18 protein-coding genes are annotated in these 18,119 nt (G+C 39.6%); all 18 read right to left on the bottom strand.

Annotation, left to right across the window (positions count from 1 at the left end; translation table 11 throughout):
- Positions 1 to 31: 31 nt before the first annotated feature.
- Positions 32 to 241 (bottom strand): YlzJ-like family protein, encoded by a 210-nt coding sequence (locus tag AC0C45_RS03950; RefSeq protein WP_013058819.1) that lies wholly within the window; start codon positions 239 to 241, stop codon positions 32 to 34.
- Entirely contained in the window at positions 238 to 990 is a 753-nt protein-coding gene (locus AC0C45_RS03945) for a ClpP family protease (protein ID WP_013058820.1), read from the bottom strand. Before AC0C45_RS03945 ends, AC0C45_RS03950 begins: the two co-directional genes overlap by 4 nt.
- 105 nt (positions 991 to 1,095) lie before the next feature.
- On the bottom strand, positions 1,096 to 2,763 hold the full coding sequence (locus AC0C45_RS03940) for a ribonuclease J (protein WP_257061309.1): 1,668 nt from the start codon (positions 2,761 to 2,763) through the stop codon (positions 1,096 to 1,098).
- Between the two features lie 193 nt (positions 2,764 to 2,956).
- The gene (dapA, locus tag AC0C45_RS03935) at positions 2,957 to 3,829 is read right to left on the bottom strand and encodes a 4-hydroxy-tetrahydrodipicolinate synthase (protein WP_013084756.1); all 873 of its coding nucleotides are present in this window, start codon (positions 3,827 to 3,829) and stop codon (positions 2,957 to 2,959) included.
- Between the two features lie 75 nt (positions 3,830 to 3,904).
- Positions 3,905 to 5,137 (bottom strand): aspartate kinase, encoded by a 1,233-nt coding sequence (gene dapG, locus AC0C45_RS03930; RefSeq protein ID WP_034649249.1) that lies wholly within the window; start codon positions 5,135 to 5,137, stop codon positions 3,905 to 3,907.
- A gap of 39 nt (positions 5,138 to 5,176) precedes the next feature.
- Complete coding sequence (gene asd / locus AC0C45_RS03925; RefSeq protein WP_016765370.1) at positions 5,177 to 6,220, bottom strand: aspartate-semialdehyde dehydrogenase; 1,044 nt, start codon at positions 6,218 to 6,220, stop codon at positions 5,177 to 5,179.
- 191 nt (positions 6,221 to 6,411) lie between these two features.
- Positions 6,412 to 7,017 (bottom strand): dipicolinate synthase subunit B, encoded by a 606-nt coding sequence (locus AC0C45_RS03920; RefSeq protein ID WP_034649246.1) that lies wholly within the window; start codon positions 7,015 to 7,017, stop codon positions 6,412 to 6,414.
- On the bottom strand, positions 7,017 to 7,916 hold the full coding sequence (gene dpaA / locus AC0C45_RS03915) for a dipicolinic acid synthetase subunit A (RefSeq protein ID WP_013058826.1): 900 nt from the start codon (positions 7,914 to 7,916) through the stop codon (positions 7,017 to 7,019). The genes AC0C45_RS03920 and dpaA overlap by 1 nt, the downstream gene beginning before the upstream one ends.
- A gap of 188 nt (positions 7,917 to 8,104) precedes the next feature.
- Positions 8,105 to 8,371: a YlmC/YmxH family sporulation protein gene (locus AC0C45_RS03910; RefSeq protein WP_016765372.1), complete on the bottom strand. Its 267-nt coding sequence runs from the start codon at positions 8,369 to 8,371 to the stop codon at positions 8,105 to 8,107.
- A gap of 98 nt (positions 8,372 to 8,469) precedes the next feature.
- Positions 8,470 to 9,714 carry a M16 family metallopeptidase gene (locus AC0C45_RS03905; protein WP_028411394.1) on the bottom strand — a complete coding sequence of 415 codons (1,245 nt, stop codon included), beginning with the start codon at positions 9,712 to 9,714 and terminating at the stop codon, positions 8,470 to 8,472.
- Positions 9,715 to 9,742: 28 nt separating this feature from the next.
- Positions 9,743 to 10,723, bottom strand: a complete 981-nt coding sequence (locus AC0C45_RS03900) for a polysaccharide deacetylase family protein (protein ID WP_016765374.1) — start codon at positions 10,721 to 10,723, stop codon at positions 9,743 to 9,745.
- A 142-nt stretch (positions 10,724 to 10,865) separates the two neighbouring features.
- A complete protein-coding gene (pnp, locus tag AC0C45_RS03895; RefSeq protein ID WP_257061308.1) occupies positions 10,866 to 12,992 on the bottom strand; it encodes a polyribonucleotide nucleotidyltransferase in 2,127 nt (708 codons plus the stop codon).
- Between the two features lie 168 nt (positions 12,993 to 13,160).
- Positions 13,161 to 13,430: a 30S ribosomal protein S15 gene (gene rpsO / locus AC0C45_RS03890; RefSeq protein WP_013058831.1), complete on the bottom strand. Its 270-nt coding sequence runs from the start codon at positions 13,428 to 13,430 to the stop codon at positions 13,161 to 13,163.
- A gap of 149 nt (positions 13,431 to 13,579) precedes the next feature.
- Positions 13,580 to 14,536 carry a bifunctional riboflavin kinase/FAD synthetase gene (gene ribF, locus AC0C45_RS03885; protein WP_013058832.1) on the bottom strand — a complete coding sequence of 319 codons (957 nt, stop codon included), beginning with the start codon at positions 14,534 to 14,536 and terminating at the stop codon, positions 13,580 to 13,582.
- Positions 14,537 to 14,564: 28 nt separating this feature from the next.
- On the bottom strand, positions 14,565 to 15,482 hold the full coding sequence (gene truB / locus AC0C45_RS03880) for a tRNA pseudouridine(55) synthase TruB (protein WP_013084763.1): 918 nt from the start codon (positions 15,480 to 15,482) through the stop codon (positions 14,565 to 14,567).
- Between the two features lie 92 nt (positions 15,483 to 15,574).
- Positions 15,575 to 15,940 carry a 30S ribosome-binding factor RbfA gene (gene rbfA, locus AC0C45_RS03875; RefSeq protein WP_013058834.1) on the bottom strand — a complete coding sequence of 122 codons (366 nt, stop codon included), beginning with the start codon at positions 15,938 to 15,940 and terminating at the stop codon, positions 15,575 to 15,577.
- A gap of 14 nt (positions 15,941 to 15,954) precedes the next feature.
- Positions 15,955 to 16,233, bottom strand: a complete 279-nt coding sequence (locus AC0C45_RS03870) for a DUF503 domain-containing protein (RefSeq protein ID WP_016765375.1) — start codon at positions 16,231 to 16,233, stop codon at positions 15,955 to 15,957.
- Positions 16,230 to 18,101: a translation initiation factor IF-2 gene (infB, locus tag AC0C45_RS03865; protein WP_472927907.1), complete on the bottom strand. Its 1,872-nt coding sequence runs from the start codon at positions 18,099 to 18,101 to the stop codon at positions 16,230 to 16,232. The genes AC0C45_RS03870 and infB overlap by 4 nt, the downstream gene beginning before the upstream one ends.
- Positions 18,102 to 18,119 lie beyond the last annotated feature (18 nt).

The raw sequence follows: 18,119 nt of genomic DNA, 5'->3' as shown, positions 1-18,119 counted from the left end.
TACCATATTCACCATAATTATACTGAAATCCTTACGACAAAATTTGACCAGGATAATAATTTTCATTCAAATAATCTTGAGGATTCGTGCTTAAAATCCTCACAATTTGCTGTTGCTTTTGTTCATTTTCTTCCACAATAACCGGAATCCCATTATGATTAATAAGCTTTGGCTGAGATTGTTCTTGATGATAAGACTGCTGAAAGATCAGTTCTTGCGGCATCATTGTATACAAAATCATTGCAGTAGCTGCTCCTCATTCTGACGTCCTTGCTCAATCAGTTCATTCAATTTTTTGATCGCTTGAGCAACTCCGCCTACTTCGTTAATTAACCCGTATGAAACAGCATCTCCGCCAACTACATTTGTCCCGATATCGCGCGTCAAGTTCCCTTTTGAAAACATAAGTTCTTTAAACTTTTCTTCTGAAATATGAGAATGTTCTCTCACAAAGTTAATCACGCGCTCTTGCATTTTATCTAAGTATTCAAATGTTTGCGGTACACCAATAACAAGACCCGTTAAGCGAATAGGATGAATGGTCATGGTCGCTGTACCGGCAATATACGAATAATCAGTTGAAACCGCAATTGGAACACCGATTGAATGTCCGCCTCCTAACACAATCGACACAGAAGGCTTGGATAACGAAGCGATCATTTCAGCAATTGCAAGCCCCGCTTCTACATCTCCACCTACAGTATTCAAGATAATAAGCAATCCTTCAATTTTTGGATTTTGTTCGATCGCCACAATTTGCGGGATGACATGCTCATATTTTGTCGTTTTGTTTTGAGGAGGCAGCTGCATGTGCCCTTCGATTTGTCCTACAATCGTTAAACAGTGAATATTAGAATCTTGGGGAAGCTGAGCCACGTTGGTCTGTCCTAGTTGTTGAATTTTATCTAATATTCCGCCCTTGCTTTCTTCATTTTTATTAGGCTGCTGAGGCGCTTCATCAGAATGTAATCTTTCGTTATTTTCAAACATATTCTAGCTCCTTTCACTTATTGATAGTAGTAGTATGAACTTCTCATAGTTATTACATCCGCATCAGCTGCAAATAAAAAGCCTTCCCACCGGGAAGGCTTCACATTAGATTTCCATGATAATCGGTAAAATCATCGGTTTACGACGGGTTTTTTCATATAAAAATTGATTTAAACTTTCTCTCATTTTTAATTTTAATGAAGACCACTCGATCACTTTGTCTTCCATACACTTTTCTAAAATTTGCTGAACAATCTTCGTTGCTTCTTCTAAAAGCTTTTCTGATTCTCTTACATAGACGAATCCGCGCGAGATGATTTCAGGCCCCGCTACTACCGTTTTTTGGCGTTTATTAATCGTAACTACTACCGTTAAGATTCCGTCCTGTGACAGCAGCCTGCGGTCTCTCAGAACGATATTTCCAATATCACCGACGCCTAGTCCATCAATGAGCGTATTTCCTGCTTGAATAGAACCGCTAGGGTACATACGAGCATCTTTAAACTCAACTCGCTCACCTTTTTCAAGCAAACAAATATGATCTTCTGATATTCCTAATTGACCGGCCAGCTTTGCATAAGCTTTTTGTTTTCGATACTCTCCATTCACAGGCATGACATATTTCGGCTTTGTTAAGTTAATCATAAATTTTAATTCTTCTTGACTGCCGTGTCCGGAAGCCTGCACTTTCTTCTGAGCAAACACTACGCTTGCTCCTAAACGAAAGATGACGTCAATTGTTTTTGAAAAGGTCGTTTCGTGCCCCGCCACAGGTGTAGCAGCCAGCAGGACCGTATCATCTTGTTTGATTTGAATAAATTTATGGGACTGTTTAGCCATTCGAGTAAGACCTAAAATCGGCTCTCCGTGATGACCTGTTGTTAAAATAACCGTTTCATGTTCTGGAAGATCTTTTAGCTTTTGCACAGGAACAATTAAATCCTCAGGCAGCTGCAAATGTCCAAGTTTTGCTGCAATATCAATGATTTTCAGCATATTTTTTTCCATAACGATCAGGTTACGGCCGTACTGATATGCGGCATGAATGACTTGCTGAATACGGTGCAGATTGGAACTGTATGCAGCAACAATGATTCGACCTTTGCTTTTATAAAAAGCGTCGGTAATATTTTGTCCAATGACGGCTTCGGAAACTGTATAGCCTGGCTTATCCGCATTTGTGCTGTCTGAAAGCAAACACAGGACGCCTTGTTCCCCAATGGCAGCCATTTTTCCAATATCAGCGCTTTGAATGCTGACTGAATTTTGATCAAATTTAAAATCACCTGTATATACAATCGCACCTTGATTTGTTTGTAAACAAATACCGACTGAATCTTGGATGCTGTGCTGCGTTCTGAAAAATGAAATATCTACTCCTTCAAACGATAAAACCGTTGACGAAGTGATAGGATGTAAAGCTTCATATTTTTTAATTCCATATTCTTTTAACTTTTCTTTGATAAGTGCTAGCGTTAATTCTGTACCATATACAGGCACATCCAATTTTTGAAGTATAAAGGGAATAGCGCCAATTTGTTCTTCGTGTCCATGAGTAACAAATATGCCTTTTACGTTCTGCTGATTTTCTACTAAATATGTAATGTCCGGAATGACAATATCAATTCCTAACATTTCCCCTCCCGGAAACTTCGATCCTGCATCTAACACATATATGTTTTCATTGATTTCCATCACATACATGTTTTTTCCAAGTTCTCCGACTCCACCCAAGGCTGAAATTTTAATATTTTCTGTCTTTTCTAGTACCATAAGCTCCTCCTACTTACTTTCACCCGTACAATTTCATTTGCTTACATTATAACTGAAGTAAGAATTGGAATACAAGAAATTTCATTCGTCTATTTCCGTCATCTGCTCTTCTATTATCTTATAAAAAAAAACGTCTCTTCATCGACTCGTATATACGGTCAATGAAGAGACGTTTAAAAAACATACTTATAGCTTATAGCGTATTTAATGTGCTGACTAACGTTTGGCGTTCTTCTTCCGTTAACGGAACTAAAGGTAATCGTACCGATCCTACGTCTAATCCTTTTAACTGTAAAGCCGTTTTAACAGGCGTTGGACTTGGAGCTGCAAAAAGAGATTTCATAACAGGCACAATACGCTGATGAATTTTTGCTGCTTCCTTCGGATTTCCTGACTCATACAGCTTAACCATCTCTTGCATTTCATTCCCAATAATGTGAGAGGCAACAGAAATAATACCAGTTCCTCCAATTGCTAGTACCGGTAGTGTTAAACCATCATCACCGCTGTATAAAGCAAAATCATCGCTTGTTTGTGCGATAATAGCTGTCATTGCGTCAAGATCTCCGCTTGCATCTTTTAACGCTACAACATTTGGCAGTTCAGCTAGGCGTACAATTGTATCAACAGACATATTGATCACGGATCGCCCTGGAATATTGTATAACATGACAGGCAGCTCTGTACTTTCAGCAATTGTTTTAAAATGCTGATATAAGCCTTCCTGATTCGGCTTGTTGTAATAAGGTGCTACAATCATAATCGCATCTACGCCGATTTCTTCTGCCTTTTTCGTTAATTCAATTGATGCATACGTATTGTTGCTTCCTGTACCAGCCACAACAGGTACACGGCCGTCTACTACCTTTACTGAGTGGCGGAACAGCGCCAGCTTTTCTTCTGTTGAAAGCGTAGGAGATTCACCCGTTGTTCCTGCAATAACCAACGCATCCGAACCGTTGCTGATTAAATAATTAATAAGCTGCGTTGTTTTTTCAAAATCAATATTTCCTTTATGATCAAAAGGCGTTACCATCGCTGTTGCGACTTTCCCAAAATCAATCATGTTTTCACTCCTTGAAATTGCATTATCCCTATTCATGTAATGAACCGTTAGCTTATAGCTAACGGAACATGTAGTTTATCTCTTTTGCGGTGCTTTTGACAAGTCAAAGGCGCCATGAAGAGCATTAACGGCTTTCTTTAAATCCTCTTCTTTTACAAGCACCCAAATCGTCGTATGGCTGTCAGCAGATTGTAAAATCTGAATACCTTCGCCAGAAAGAGCTGTAACAATTTTAGATGTAACACCAGGCACCCCTGCAATTCCTGCTCCAACCGTTGACACTTTGGCACAGTTGCGAATAACAGCCGGCTCATACCCTAGCGCATGAAGCACATCAATCGCTTTGTCAGTTGCTTCATCTGTTACCGTATATACAACACCCTTCGGTGAAATATTAATAAAATCTACGCTGATTTTTTCTTGTGCCATTGCTTTGAATACTTCTGCTTGCGTATCATAATGGCCTTCTTTACTAAAAACTTTAATTTGAGTGACGTTGGATACGTGCGCGATGCCTGTTACAAGGCGTTCTTGCACATCGCTTCCACGCTGCTGGGCTTCACCTTGAGATGTAACGAGCGTACCTGTTGAATCAGCATACGTGGAACGGACGCGCATCGGCACTTTGGCTTGCATGGCAATCTCTACGGCACGTGGGTGAACTACTTTTGCACCTTGATAAGCCATGTTGCATATTTCGTTATATGTGACAACGGATAGCGGTCTTGCATCTTCTACAATACGTGGGTCCGCTGTCATCACACCTTCTACATCTGTGAAAATGTCAATATAATCAGCCATAAGGGCTGCACCTAAAGCTGAAGCAGATGTATCGCTGCCTCCGCGTCCAAGCGTTGTTGTATCACCTTCAGTAGTTGCCCCTTGAAAGCCTGTTACAACCACTACATCGTATTCTTCTAATTCTTTTAACAAACGGTCGCATTTCATTTCTAGTATCTTGGCATTGGTAAAATCATCATTCGTCACAAACCCGGCCTGTGCACCGTTTAACGCTGTAGCTTTAATACCATTTTCGTTTAACAAATTCGTAAACACTACCGATGAAATTAATTCTCCGCATGCCATAAGCATATCAAGCTCACGTTTATTAAGAGACGCTTTATTTCCATCAACAAGTGAAAGCAATGTATCCGTTGCATACGGCTCACCTTTTCGTCCCATTGCCGATACAACAACGACTACTTTGTAACCCTCACTTAATGCATTATTTAAATGATAGATTGCTCTCTCTCTTCCTTCTTCGTTACGAACGGAAGTTCCTCCAAATTTTTGGACGATTATTTTCATACTTACACCTCATCATGTTCCGAGACACTCTGGTTGCGCTTATTTTACTAAGCTAAGCTTAATAAGTGATTCTGCAATTTGTACAGAATTCCAAGCTGCACCTTTTAACAAGTTATCAGAAACGATCCACATATGGAAACCGTTATCGCGATCTAAATCTTTACGAATACGGCCGACAAACACATCTCGTTTACCTACACAATCTGCTGGCATTGGATATACTTGATTTTCTGGATCATCTTGCAATACGATACCAGGTGCATCAGCCAATAAATTTTTCACATCAGCTACCGTTACACCGTCTTTTTCAATTTCAATGTACACTGACTCTGAATGACCTGTTACAACCGGTAGACGAACACAAGTAGCAGCTACTGGCAATTCAGGCATGTTCATAATTTTCTTCGTTTCATTAATCATTTTCATTTCTTCAAATGTAAAACCGTTATCTTGAAATTTATCAATTTGCGGAATGGCATTAAAAGCAATTTGATAATGTTTTTTATCTCCACCAACCGGTAAAATTTCCGGTGTAAACTCTTTTTCTTCTAAAATAGCTTTGGCTTGTTCTTTTAATTCATTAATTGCAGCAGCGCCTGCTCCAGAAACGGCTTGATACGTTGATACTAGCACTTTAGATAAGCCGTATGTTTCGCGTAATGGCTGTAATGCTGCAACCATTTGAATTGTAGAGCAGTTTGGATTAGCAATGATTCCGTTATGTGCGTGTAATGCGTCTTCATTCACTTCCGGCACAACTAACGGGACATTTTCATCCATTCGATAAGCGCTTGTGTTGTCTACAACGATTGCTCCGCGTTTTACTGCCTCTGGTGCAAGTGCTTTTGAAATGCTCCCGCCTGCACTGAATAAAGCAATATCTACGCCTTCAAAGCTATCAGGAGTTGCTTCTTGCACAACAACTTCTTCTCCGTTAAACAACACTTTTTTACCAGCTGAACGAGCTGAAGATAATAACGTTAATTTACCAACTGGAAAATTACGCTCCTGTAGGGTTTTAATCATTTGTTGTCCTACTGCACCTGTTGCTCCTACTACTGCTACATGTAATTCTCTTGTCATTTTAATACCGCCTCCAACAATTTTCAACTACTCAACATTTATCTGCATATACTGACTATTTTAACATATTATTATGCTTCATTGCGTCAAAGAAGAGAAGATTTTAAAAATCTTCTCTTCTTTGAGATTGAGAGTTCTCTTACAGCCGCAGTATTGAATAGATTCATGCACCAGCAAGAGGCATATATGTCCTATGACTCTTGACCGTCGCGGAACCTTTCAACAATAACAGGCTGAATCTGTTTATTTTCAAGCGCTGCGTAGACCGTGTCTGATAACATCGTCATACGCGCTACCATTGAATTCGGCTTAAGCACCGGGTCATCTTGACCAAATGGAATAAAATAAATATTTTTAGTCGCCATTAGCCTCATTAAGTTTACACCATTTAGCCCTAGTGCGTCATTAGTCGAAATTCCCAGTACCACCGGCTTATTATTACGAAGCGTTGCTTTAGCTGCCATGAGTACCGGAGATTCAGTCATTGCATTCGCAAACTTACTCATCGTATTCCCAGTGATTGGGGCAACCACCATACAATCAAGCGGAATTTTTGGTCCTAAAGGCTCCGCTTTTACAATTGTATTGATGACGGCGTGACCTGTTAATTCCTCAATTTTCTTCACCCAGTCTTCTCCATCTCCAAAACGAGTATTCGTGGATTGTACCGTGTAAGAAACAACCGGTAACACTTCTGCTCCCAAATTAACAAGCTTTTCAATTTCCGGCATAACCGCATCATACGTACAGTGAGATCCGGTCAAGCCGAATCCTATTCTTTTACCTTTTAATGACATTATTTTTTCTCCTCTCTCGCATCCGCAGCGTCTTTTAATAAATTCACTAATACATTAGCGACAATCTGACCTGCTGTTTTTGGAGCCACAATTCCTGGAAGACCAGGTGCTAAAATAGCTTTAATTCCTCGTTTTTCTGCATAGCGGAAATCGGTTCCTCCAGGCTTTGAAGCTAAATCAATAATGAGCGCATGGGTCGGGACATTAGATAATGTCTTAGCCGTTAAGATGGGGTATGGAATGGTGTTAATACATATATCACTATCAGCAATTTCTTTATCGAGTTCAGAAAGATAGAAAGGCTGCAAACCCATTTCAGCAATACGTGCTAAATGTTCAGATTTTCTAGCTCCTACTTTTACATTGGCGCCAAGTGCAGCAAAGGACCTCGCCACGCTCATTCCTACTCTTCCTAAACCTAGGACAGAAATATTTGAACCGTGAATGGTAAAATCCGTATGTTGAATAACAAGCATGATGGTACCTTCAACAGTAGGAATAGAGTTATAAATTGCTACATCATCACGCTCAAATAGCTGAACGAGTTTACGGTTTGTCGTTTTGACTAATTCGTTTAAATACCCATTGCTAATACCAGAATAAATAATGCAGTGCTCAGGCGTTTTTTTAAGTATTTCTTCAGTCAGCACTACTTTTTCATTTGAAAAAATAGTATCTACTTGCCCTTCGTGATTTGTTCCAGGCACTGGAAGGATGATGGCGTCAACATCTGAAAAATCCAGCTCCTCTATCTGATATTTCGTCGCACCTGTAAAACCATGATCTAGCTGATCAAAACCAATAAGAGATGTTTTTGCATCTAATTGAATTAATTTTCGAATGACTTCAAGCTGCCTAGCATCACCGCCAATTACAGCTATGTGCAAATCCGTTAACATGTTTCATTTTCACCTTCTTTAACATTAAATAGATGTATCCTTCGCTTAAACCATCGAGATGTAAAGTGCTATCATTACGCCCTAGAATGCCTTTTGCTTTTCTTCAACATACTATGTAAACACACAGGAATCGGTGAATCTTTATCCCTGAAAATAAAAGAAACGAGATGCAGGAAGCATCTCGTTTCTTATTTTGTTGACTGATTGTTTATGTCTTCTAGCTGCTGGACATTTACAATCACCATATCTGTACCAATTTTTTCGATATTCCCCCACGGCACTCGCACTTCATCTCCTTGTTTTCGAAACCCAAACCACTTCACAGATGGAATAATAAGCGCATTAATTTGTCCCGTATGTTCATTAATTTCAAGATCTGTTTGCCCTAAAATACCCAAACGCTCTGCTCGCTTAACATCTACAATTTCTTTTCCACTCAGTTCGCTTAATCTCATAGAATCCCTCCTTTCATCTAATTTATTGAACAACCATGCAAAAAATGACAAAAAAATAAGGTTGGCTCAATTATTTTAGCCAACCTTACTTTTACTGTTTAATTTCCTTTAAAACCTTTAGGTAAATCTCCACTCGGGCTTATTAGCGAAAGAGCAAATTCATCTTTGAAAATATCTCGCGCAAGACCATTTACACTATCTTTAGTCACGGCATTAACAAGATCTAAAATCTCATCTAATGAACGGTGATAGCCTAGCATTAACTCATTTTTTCCGTTTCTGCTCATACGGCTATTTGTACTTTCAAGGCTCAGCATTAAGTTTCCTTTCAGCTGCTCTTTGCTGTTAGCAAGTTCTTTATCCGTAATCCCTTTATCTTTCAAATCATAAAGCGTTTCTTGAACCGTATCATATAATACGTCGAGCTGATGGCTTCCCGTTCCCCCATAAATCGTCACAAGACCGCTGTCTCGATAAGAAGAATGATAAGAGAAAACAGAGTAAGCCAAGCCGCGCTGTTCGCGAACTTCTTGGAACAAACGACTGCTCATACTTCCACCAAGCACGTTATTTAATACGATTAAGCTATATACATCTTCTCCGCCGATTGGCAAACCTTTAAAGCCAAGGCAAAGGTGAGCTTGTTCAGTCTCCTTTTTGCGCGCAATATGATTTGTATGGAACTCTGGCTGAACATATTGATGAGCGGAGTGACTTGACGTATATGTACCAAAATAGTTTTCCACCTGCTGAATAAAACTTTCATCAATGTTTCCAGCTACTGAAATAACGATGTTTTCGGGAATATACATTTGCTCCATATACTGACGAAGCGAATCACCGTTAAATGTTTTTAACGTATCTTCCGTTCCTAAAATTGGATAGCCTAATGGATGATTGCCATATACGGCTTTTCCTAATAGATCGTGTACAATATCATCAGGTGTATCTTCATACATTTTAATTTCTTCATATACAACATTTTTTTCACGAGCTAATTCCTCTTCATCAAATGAAGAATTAAAGAACATATCCGCCAGCACATCGAGCGCTTGATCTGCATGTTCATCTAATACTTTTGCATAGTAGCACGTGTATTCTTTAGAAGTGAATGCATTTACTTGTCCGCCAATGCGGTCGAAGCTTTCTGCAATTTCACGAGCAGATCTTGTTTTTGTTCCTTTAAAAAACATATGTTCAAGAAAATGTGATACACCATTAATTTCAGGGTGTTCACTTCGAGAACCCGTTCCGATCCACACCCCAATGGCCACAGATCGAACAGTTGGGATATTTTCCAATACAATTCTTACACCATTTTTGCACGTATATCGTTTTATCAAGCTAGTGCCTCCCTTTTGCTTATCTCACTTACTTCTTAGTAGAAGAAGGTATTTTCATCATTCGTTCTTCATCTAGCATTGTTGACACATCGCTAACTTTGAGGCCTTTGCGTTCAATATCGGTTAACAATTGGTCAAGCGATTCAGCCGTTGATTCAGTCGGGTGCATCAGTACAATAGCTCCTGGGTGAATCTTTTTCATTACTCGATTAATTAACACTTCTGAACTTGGCTTTTGCCAATCGATTGTATCAACCGTCCACATGATGGTACTCATTTTTAACTGAGAAGCAAGCGTTACTACTTCGGGGCGAAAACTGCCGCTCGGCGGAGCAAACCATTTTACTTTTTGTCCCGTAGTAGACGTAATAATATCATTCGTTTTTTTAAGCTGCTGATTGATTTGACTAGCCGATAAAGTGGCCATATCAGGATGAGAATAAGAGTGGTTTCCTACTTCATGCCCTGCGTCTACAATCATTTTTGCCATATCTGGATTATTTTTAACCCATTTTCCTTCTAAAAAGAAAGTTGCTTTAGCATGGTGCTTTTTAAGCACTTCTAACATTTTAGGCAAATACTCGTTCCCCCATGCTACGTTCACTGTAAACGATACCATAGGCTTTTCATCGTGTCCACGGTAGATAGGTTCTTGTGGTAAATCCTTCAAGTGAACCTTTGGTCTAACCTGTTTGTACACTAGTTTTTTTTCATCAAATTTACCCGCAGGTTTCATATTTTTATAAGAAGCAGCAAGATCAACTTTTATGCCGTTATAGCCAGGAACCCGTTTCCAAACGGGATCGATTCGTGCATTCGCTGCCGGCTTTTCATAATCTTTTGCTTTTTCTTCAATCTTTTGATATAACGCATCATGCTGAGCTGATACAAGTTGTACATCGGATTTAAGTGCTTCTATATATGCTTCAGCAAAAGGATTATAAATAGATTTATATGTAATTGCCAGTAAAAATAGAAATGCTGTAAATTGCACAATGGTTCTCTTCACTTATCCTTCCCCCTTTACCATTTAAAATATGTATAAAGAGGACAAGGTAGAACAAACATCTACAAACGATAAAATCGCCCTACACATGGATTTTCTTCATGTATGGACGATTTCACAATATCTATATAGTAGTAAAAGAAGATTATTTTGTTTCTTTTGCTTTTTCTTCTTTTTCTTTTTGTTCTTTTAAAATTGCTTTACGAGATAAGTTAACGCGGCCTTGTTTATCAATTTCCATAACCTTAACTAGAATCTCGTCGCCAATTGATACAACGTCTTCCACTTTCCCAATACGCTCTTCTGCAAGCTCTGAAATGTGAACAAGCCCATCTTTTCCGCTGAAGATTTCTACAAATGCACCGAATTTTTCAATTCGTTTTACTTTTCCTAAGTACATTTGGCCGACTTCAACTTCGCGTACAAGATCTTCAATAATTTTCTTCGCTTTTTCATTCATTGGCTGATCAATAGAAGAAATGAAGATTGTACCATCTTGTTCGATATCAATTTTAACGCCTGTTTCTTCGATGATTTTATTGATTTGCTTACCGCTTGGTCCAATAACATCACGAATTTTATCAGGGTTAATAGCCATGGTAAGGATCTTAGGCGCATATTGAGAAAGCTCTTGACGAGGCGTAGCAATCGTTGACATCATATGATTTAAGATCTGCATACGGCCCTTTTTTGCTTGTTGAAGGGCTTCGTCTAAAATTTCACGAGATAACCCGTCAATTTTAATATCCATTTGAAGCGCAGTTACGCCATTTTCCGTACCTGCTACTTTAAAGTCCATATCTCCTAGATGATCTTCCATTCCTTGAATGTCCGTTAGAATCGAGTAGTGTTCACCTGATTTGATCAGACCCATGGCAATCCCTGCTACAGGTGCTTTAATTGGAACCCCAGCATCCATCATTGCAAGCGTACTTGCACAAATACTCGCTTGTGAAGTAGAACCGTTTGACTCTAATACTTCAGATACAAGACGAATTGTATAAGGGAAATCTTTTTCATTTGGAATAACAGGCTCAAGTGCACGTTCACCTAGCGCACCATGTCCAATTTCACGACGACCCGGTCCGCGCATTGGTCTAGTTTCACCAACACTAAATGAAGGGAAGTTATAGTGATGCATGAAGCGTTTAGATTCTTCTACACTTAAACCATCTAAAATTTGCACATCGCCAAGTGCACCTAATGTACAGATGCTAAGCGCTTGAGTTTGTCCACGCGTAAATAATCCAGATCCGTGTGTACGAGGAAGCAAGTTTGTTTCAGAAGAAAGTGGACGAATTTCGTCAATACGACGGCCATCAGGACGCACTTTTTCTTCTGTGATCAAGCGACGCACTTCACTTTTAACAAGCTTCGATAAAATTTCATTCACTTGATTTAGTACTTCTTCTTCTACATCTTGCTCTTCAAATTTTGCAGCTACTGCGCTTTTCACTTCTTTAATCGCATTTTCGCGCGCATGCTTTTCTTGAACTTGAACGGCACGGTTCATGTCACCTTCTGCAATTTCGCGAACTTGACGCTCAAGGTCAGCATCCACAGTATAAAGCGCAACTTCTACTTTTTCTTTGCCTACTGCTGCTACAATTTCTTCTTGGAACGCAATTAATTTTTTAATTTGCTCGTGTCCAAACATAATTGCTTCCAGCATTACTTCTTCCGGTACTTCATCAGCGCCTGCTTCAACCATGTTGATCGCATCTTTTGTACCAGCAACTGTCAGATGAATATCGCTTTTTTCAAGCTCATCTACCGTTGGGTTTACAACAAATTCATTGTCTACACGGCCTACGATTACGCCTGCAATAGGACCTTCAAATGGAATATCAGATACTGATAATGCTAATGAAGAACCGAACATTGCCGCGATTTCTGAAGAACAGTTTTGATCTACGCTCATTACAACGCTGACAACTTGAACTTCGTTTCGGAAACCATCTGCGAATAAAGGACGAATCGGACGGTCGATTAAACGGCTAGCCAAGATTGCTTTTTCACTTGGTCTGCCTTCACGCTTAATGAATCCACCTGGGATTTTACCGACTGCATATAAACGCTCTTCATAGTTTACTGTTAACGGGAAGAAATCTACATTTTTAGGCTCTTTTGAAGCCGTTGCTGTACTTAATACAACTGTGTCTCCATAGCGGATTAATGCTGCGCCATTTGCTTGTTTTGCCAACTGGCCAACTTCAACTTCTAGCTTTCGTCCAGCTAGATCTACGGAGAACACTCGTTTTTCTTGTTCCATATCGACGAGTACCCCTCTCTACATATAAAATATGTATGTAATCAAATGTGATAGTTTTATTATAAACGAAATATCCAAAAACAATAGCTTTTTTCACATTATGTAGCATCTTTAATGTTTCTTAAATGTACATACTAAAAAAGCGGGAATGCTCCCGCTTTCTTCTTATTATCGACGTAAACCAAGTTTGTTGATTAACTCACGATAACGAGTAACGTCTTTGTTACGTAGGTAGTTAAGTAAGTTACGACGTCGACCTACCATTTTTAAAAGACCACGACGTGAATGGTGATCCTTTTTATGAGTACGTAAGTGACCGTTTAGATTGTTAATTTGCTCTGTTAGGACAGCGATTTGAACTTCTGGAGAACCAGTGTCGTTCGCATGAGTTTTGTACTCACTAATGATTTCATTTTTACGCTCTTGTGTGATAGCCATCCTATTCACCTCCTTATTATTAAACCCCAGTTACCGAGCAAAACGTTGGTGAATCGTAATGCCAAGCAATGGTTGTTTTACATACAAGTGTTATGTTACTACTTATTAGAACAAAAAGCAAGTCGTAGCAACTATTTATATATATTTTTTTATTTCTTATGCTTTTGAATTCCTTCAAAATAAGCAAGGGCTTCTTCCTTGTCCTTTGAGATCTGACCGACAAGCTCTTCAATGCCGCTGAACTTTTTTTCTGAACGAATCATTCGGTGCCATTTCACCGTTACGTGCTGATCGTAGATTTGCTCGTCAAATGATAATAAGTGGACTTCGATTGTTGGCTTTTCTAAATTATCGTGAAAAGTCGGCTTATAGCCCACGTTGCATACTCCTGCATACCACTTGCCATGGAGCTGAAGCTCAACAGCGTACACGCCGATGCGCGGAAGTAAATACTCATCGTCTAAAGCGATGTTAGCAGTCGGAAAACCTATTTGCCTGCCTCGCTTTTCTCCATGAGTCACTGTACCTGACACTTCATAATAGCGCCCAAGCAGCTCTTTTACTCGATGCATGTCTCCATTTGCTAAATTTTCGCGAATGAGCGTTGAACTAATTTTTTCTTCGCCATTTGTTAATTTATCAATTGTTGTTTGAGTGAATTTTGATCGAGAATGAAATGGTAGTATTTCCATTGTTCCTTTACCTAACTTTCCATACGTATAGTCAAATCCAGCTACCACATGCTGCACATTCAGGCCAATAATATACTGATCAACAAACTCTTGAGGCAATAGTGCTGCAAACTGTTTATCAAAATGAACGATATATAAAAAGTCAATTCCCATTTCCTCAATGAGTTTCTTTTTTTCTTGAAGTGGTGTGATCATATCAATGTGCTGCACGTTGCGCCCAAGCACCACAGAAGGGTGAGGAGTAAACGTCATCACAGCACTAGCTATGCCTTTTTCATCGGCTAACTGTTTTGCTGAATTTATCACTTGCTGATGCCCTAAATGCACACCATCAAAATAACCAAGTGCTAACACTGATTGTTGAACAGCTTCTCGTTGAAAGTGGTGTGGATGTCGAATTTCAATCGTTTCCAAAACACAGTTCACCTTTTCCCTAACCGGTCTAGTCGATTGCCAACACTTTAACCGGCTTCATTAAATGTTTTTTCGTTGGGTGCTGAGCATAAATTGCTAAGCACTTGCCTGCAGAATTTATCATTAAAAAGAATGGTTCCTTTTTTAACTCTTCATCTTCTGTGCACGGCAATACCGCGCCATTTTTCACTTTCTCTGCTAATGTATCACTAATTTGAAGTTTCGGCAAATGATTAAGAGCTTCTTCGATCGAATGCAGTTTCTCATTGATCGTTTCTTCTTCTACCGCCCGTTCAATATCTTCAAATGTCACACAATCTTCCAGTGAAAACTGCCCTGAACCCGTTCGCTGCAAATAAGACATATGAGACGGATAGCCAAGTGCTTCTCCAATCATCACAGCAAGCGTTCGCACATATGTACCTTTGCTGCACGTTACGCGGAATTTGAAGGAAATTTGTTCTCCCTCAAATGCAGCGCGATCGTCTAGCAGTTCAAAGTTATAGATATGAATGGTTCTAACAGGGCGCTCTACTTCGATTCCTTGCCTTGCATATTCATATAGCTTTTTACCTTTGACTTTTACCGCGGAGTACATTGGAGGCACTTGCTGAAGTTCTCCTGTCATCGAAGACAGCACTTCTTCGATTTGAGCACGTGAAAAAGAATCCACTACTTTCTTTTCTTCTACAACCTCTCCGGAAGAATCTTCTGTTGTTGTAGAAAATCCGAGTGTAACTTCTCCTTCATAGGTTTTAGTAGCTCCTGTTAGATACTCTACAATTTTGGTAGCTCTACCGATACAAATAGGCAATACCCCTGTAACGTCTGGGTCTAATGTGCCTGTATGCCCTACTTTTTTAGTGCGAAGCAGCTTTCGGACTTTAAACACACAGTCGTGCGAAGTCAGGCCAGCTGGTTTATGTAAAATTAAAACACCGTCCACTCATTCTTCATCTCCTTTTCATTTAAAAAAGGGTGTCTCAGAAGCAAAAACCACTTTTGAGACACCCTTTTTTGTTTCTACATTCACTGATCTTATTCGTTCTCTTGATGGTCATCGCTTTCTTTTTTAATTTCATGAAGCAATGATTCAATTCGATTACCATAATCAATTGATTCATCAAACTCAAACGTAATTTCAGGTGTTTTACGTAAGCGAATGCGCTGACCGATTTCTGAGCGGATAAATCCTTTTGCTTTCGCAAGGCCTTTTAACGTATTCTCACGCTGTTCAGCATCTCCTAAAACAGAGATATACACTTTCGCTTGCTGTAAATCGCCTGATACTTGAACATCTGTTACAGTCACAAAACCGATGCGCGGATCCTTGATTTTACGATTTAAAATCTCGCCCATCTCTTTTTTCATTTGTTCTCCGACTCTAGTTGCTCTTATGTTCATCTGTGTCACCCCTTTTATAACCAATCAAAAGTTGTAATGGTACGTTCAATCTCTGGAAAAGAATCAATCAAGCTTAGCGCTTTTTGCAGTTCTTGTTCCGTTGTGACACGGCTAGATGAGACTGCGACAATGCTAATTTTTGTTCGTTGCCACACATCTTGAAAATCAGTTTCTGAAACTGATACGTTAAACCGCTGCTTCAAGCGCATCAAGATGCGCTGAAGCACGGCACGTTTTTCTTTAAGAGAAGCAGCATTGTAAATTAAGCATTCACACTCCACTAGTCCAATCATTTAGGATCAATTTGCTCCATTACATATGCTTCAATAATATCTCCTTCTTTAATATCATTGAAGTTTTTAATTGTAATACCACACTCATATCCTTGAGCGACTTCTTTTGCATCGTCTTTAAAGCGTTTTAGCACATCTACTTCACCTTCAAAGATAACAATTCCGTCACGGATTAAACGAATTCCACTGTTACGTGTAATTTTACCGTCCGTTACGTAACTTCCTGCGATTGTACCAACTTTTGATACTTTGAATGTTTGACGTACTTCCACTTGACCGATGATTTTTTCAGCAAACTCAGGATCAAGCATTCCTTTCATCGCAGATTCAATTTCTTCAATTACTTTATAAATAATGCGGTGAAGACGAATATCTACGTTTTCTACGTCAGCTGTACGTTTTGCTCCAGCATCCGGACGCACGTTAAAGCCGATAACGATTGCGTTAGAAGCAGTTGCAAGAATGATATCAGATTCTGTAATCGCACCTACACCCGTATGGATAATACGAACATTTACACCCTCTACATCAATCTTTTGAAGAGCAGCAGCCAATGCTTCTACAGAACCTTGTACGTCTGCTTTTACGATAAGGTTTAAGTCTTTCATTTCACCTTGTTTAATTTTTTCAAATAAATCATCTAAGCTTACGCGAGATTTTTCACCGCGCTGTTGTTCAAGCTGCTTTTGAGCACGAGCTTCTCCGATTTGACGAGCTGTTTTCTCATCTTCAAACACTAAGAAACGATCTCCAGCTAACGGAACTTCGTTTAAGCCAGTAATCTCAACCGGAGTAGATGGTCCTACTTCCTTCACACGGCGGCCAATATCATTTACCATTGCGCGAACGCGGCCAAACGTATTTCCGACTACGATTGGATCACCTACGCGTAGTGTACCAGTTTGAACAAGAAGCGTTGCTACAGACCCACGGCCTTTATCTAGCTGTGCTTCTACAACTGTACCTGCTGCACGACGGTTAGGATTCGCTTTTAACTCTTCTACTTCACTTACAAGTAAAATCATTTCAAGCAATTGATCGATCCCTTCACCTGAAATGGCTGAAAGCTTACAGAAGATTGTTTCTCCGCCCCACTCTTCAGCTACAAGGCCGTGCTCCATTAGTTCTTGCATCACGCGATCTGGATTTGCTGCTTCTTTATCCATTTTGTTAACCGCAACAATAATTGGCACTTCTGCCGCTTTTGCATGGTTAATCGCTTCAATTGTTTGAGGCATTACACCATCGTCTGCTGCAACAACAAGGATTGTAATATCCGTTACTTGCGCACCGCGAGCACGCATCGTTGTAAATGCAGCATGCCCTGGTGTATCAAGGAATGTAATTTTCTTTTCATCAACCACAACTTGATAAGCACCGATATGCTGCGTGATACCGCCTGCTTCTGCAGCCGTTACTTTTGTGTTACGGATAGAGTCAAGAAGCGTCGTTTTACCGTGGTCAACGTGACCCATGATTGTAACAACTGGAGGACGCACTTGAAGATCTTTTTCGTCATCAATGATTTCTAATGATTCAAAAGCAGTGTCATCTACTACTACTTCTTCTTCAACTTCTACACCGTATTCTCCGGCAATTAGTTCGATAGAATCTTTATCTAACTCTTGGTTAATTGTTGCCATTACACCAAGCATAAATAATTTTTTAATAATTTCAGAAGGCTCTTTGCCTAATTCTTTTGCTAACTCAGAAACCGTTAAGCTTCCGACAAACGTTACTTTTTCCGGTAACTCTTTTGCAGCTGCTGGAGCTGGTCTACCTTTTGGTGCCTGTGACTTTTGTGACTGTGGCTTTTTGTTACCTTTATTGTTTCCTTTGTTAGCTGTTGATTTTGTATTTTTATTCAATACTTTCACCCCCATAAA

This window comes from Priestia sp. VA7, assembly GCF_055710015.1.
This window is presented reverse-complemented; position numbering and strand designations above follow the sequence as displayed.

Coding starts and splice junctions, on each gene's coding strand:
- AC0C45_RS03910 (WP_016765372.1), bottom strand. CDS start 8,371: ATGAGATTAAGCGAACTGAGTGGAAAAGAAATTGTAGATGTTAAGCGA.
- AC0C45_RS03950 (WP_013058819.1), bottom strand. CDS start 241: ATGATTTTGTATACAATGATGCCGCAAGAACTGATCTTTCAGCAGTCT.
- AC0C45_RS03945 (WP_013058820.1), bottom strand. CDS start 990: ATGTTTGAAAATAACGAAAGATTACATTCTGATGAAGCGCCTCAGCAG.
- dapA (WP_013084756.1), bottom strand. CDS start 3,829: ATGATTGATTTTGGGAAAGTCGCAACAGCGATGGTAACGCCTTTTGAT.
- pnp (WP_257061308.1), bottom strand. CDS start 12,992: ATGGAACAAGAAAAACGAGTGTTCTCCGTAGATCTAGCTGGACGAAAG.
- AC0C45_RS03870 (WP_016765375.1), bottom strand. CDS start 16,233: ATGATTGGACTAGTGGAGTGTGAATGCTTAATTTACAATGCTGCTTCT.
- dpaA (WP_013058826.1), bottom strand. CDS start 7,916: ATGTTAACGGATTTGCACATAGCTGTAATTGGCGGTGATGCTAGGCAG.
- asd (WP_016765370.1), bottom strand. CDS start 6,220: ATGACAAGAGAATTACATGTAGCAGTAGTAGGAGCAACAGGTGCAGTA.
- AC0C45_RS03940 (WP_257061309.1), bottom strand. CDS start 2,763: ATGGTACTAGAAAAGACAGAAAATATTAAAATTTCAGCCTTGGGTGGA.
- rbfA (WP_013058834.1), bottom strand. CDS start 15,940: ATGAACATAAGAGCAACTAGAGTCGGAGAACAAATGAAAAAAGAGATG.
- dapG (WP_034649249.1), bottom strand. CDS start 5,137: ATGAAAATAATCGTCCAAAAATTTGGAGGAACTTCCGTTCGTAACGAA.
- AC0C45_RS03920 (WP_034649246.1), bottom strand. CDS start 7,017: ATGTCATTAAAAGGTAAAAGAATAGGATTCGGCTTGACCGGATCTCAC.
- rpsO (WP_013058831.1), bottom strand. CDS start 13,430: ATGGCTATCACACAAGAGCGTAAAAATGAAATCATTAGTGAGTACAAA.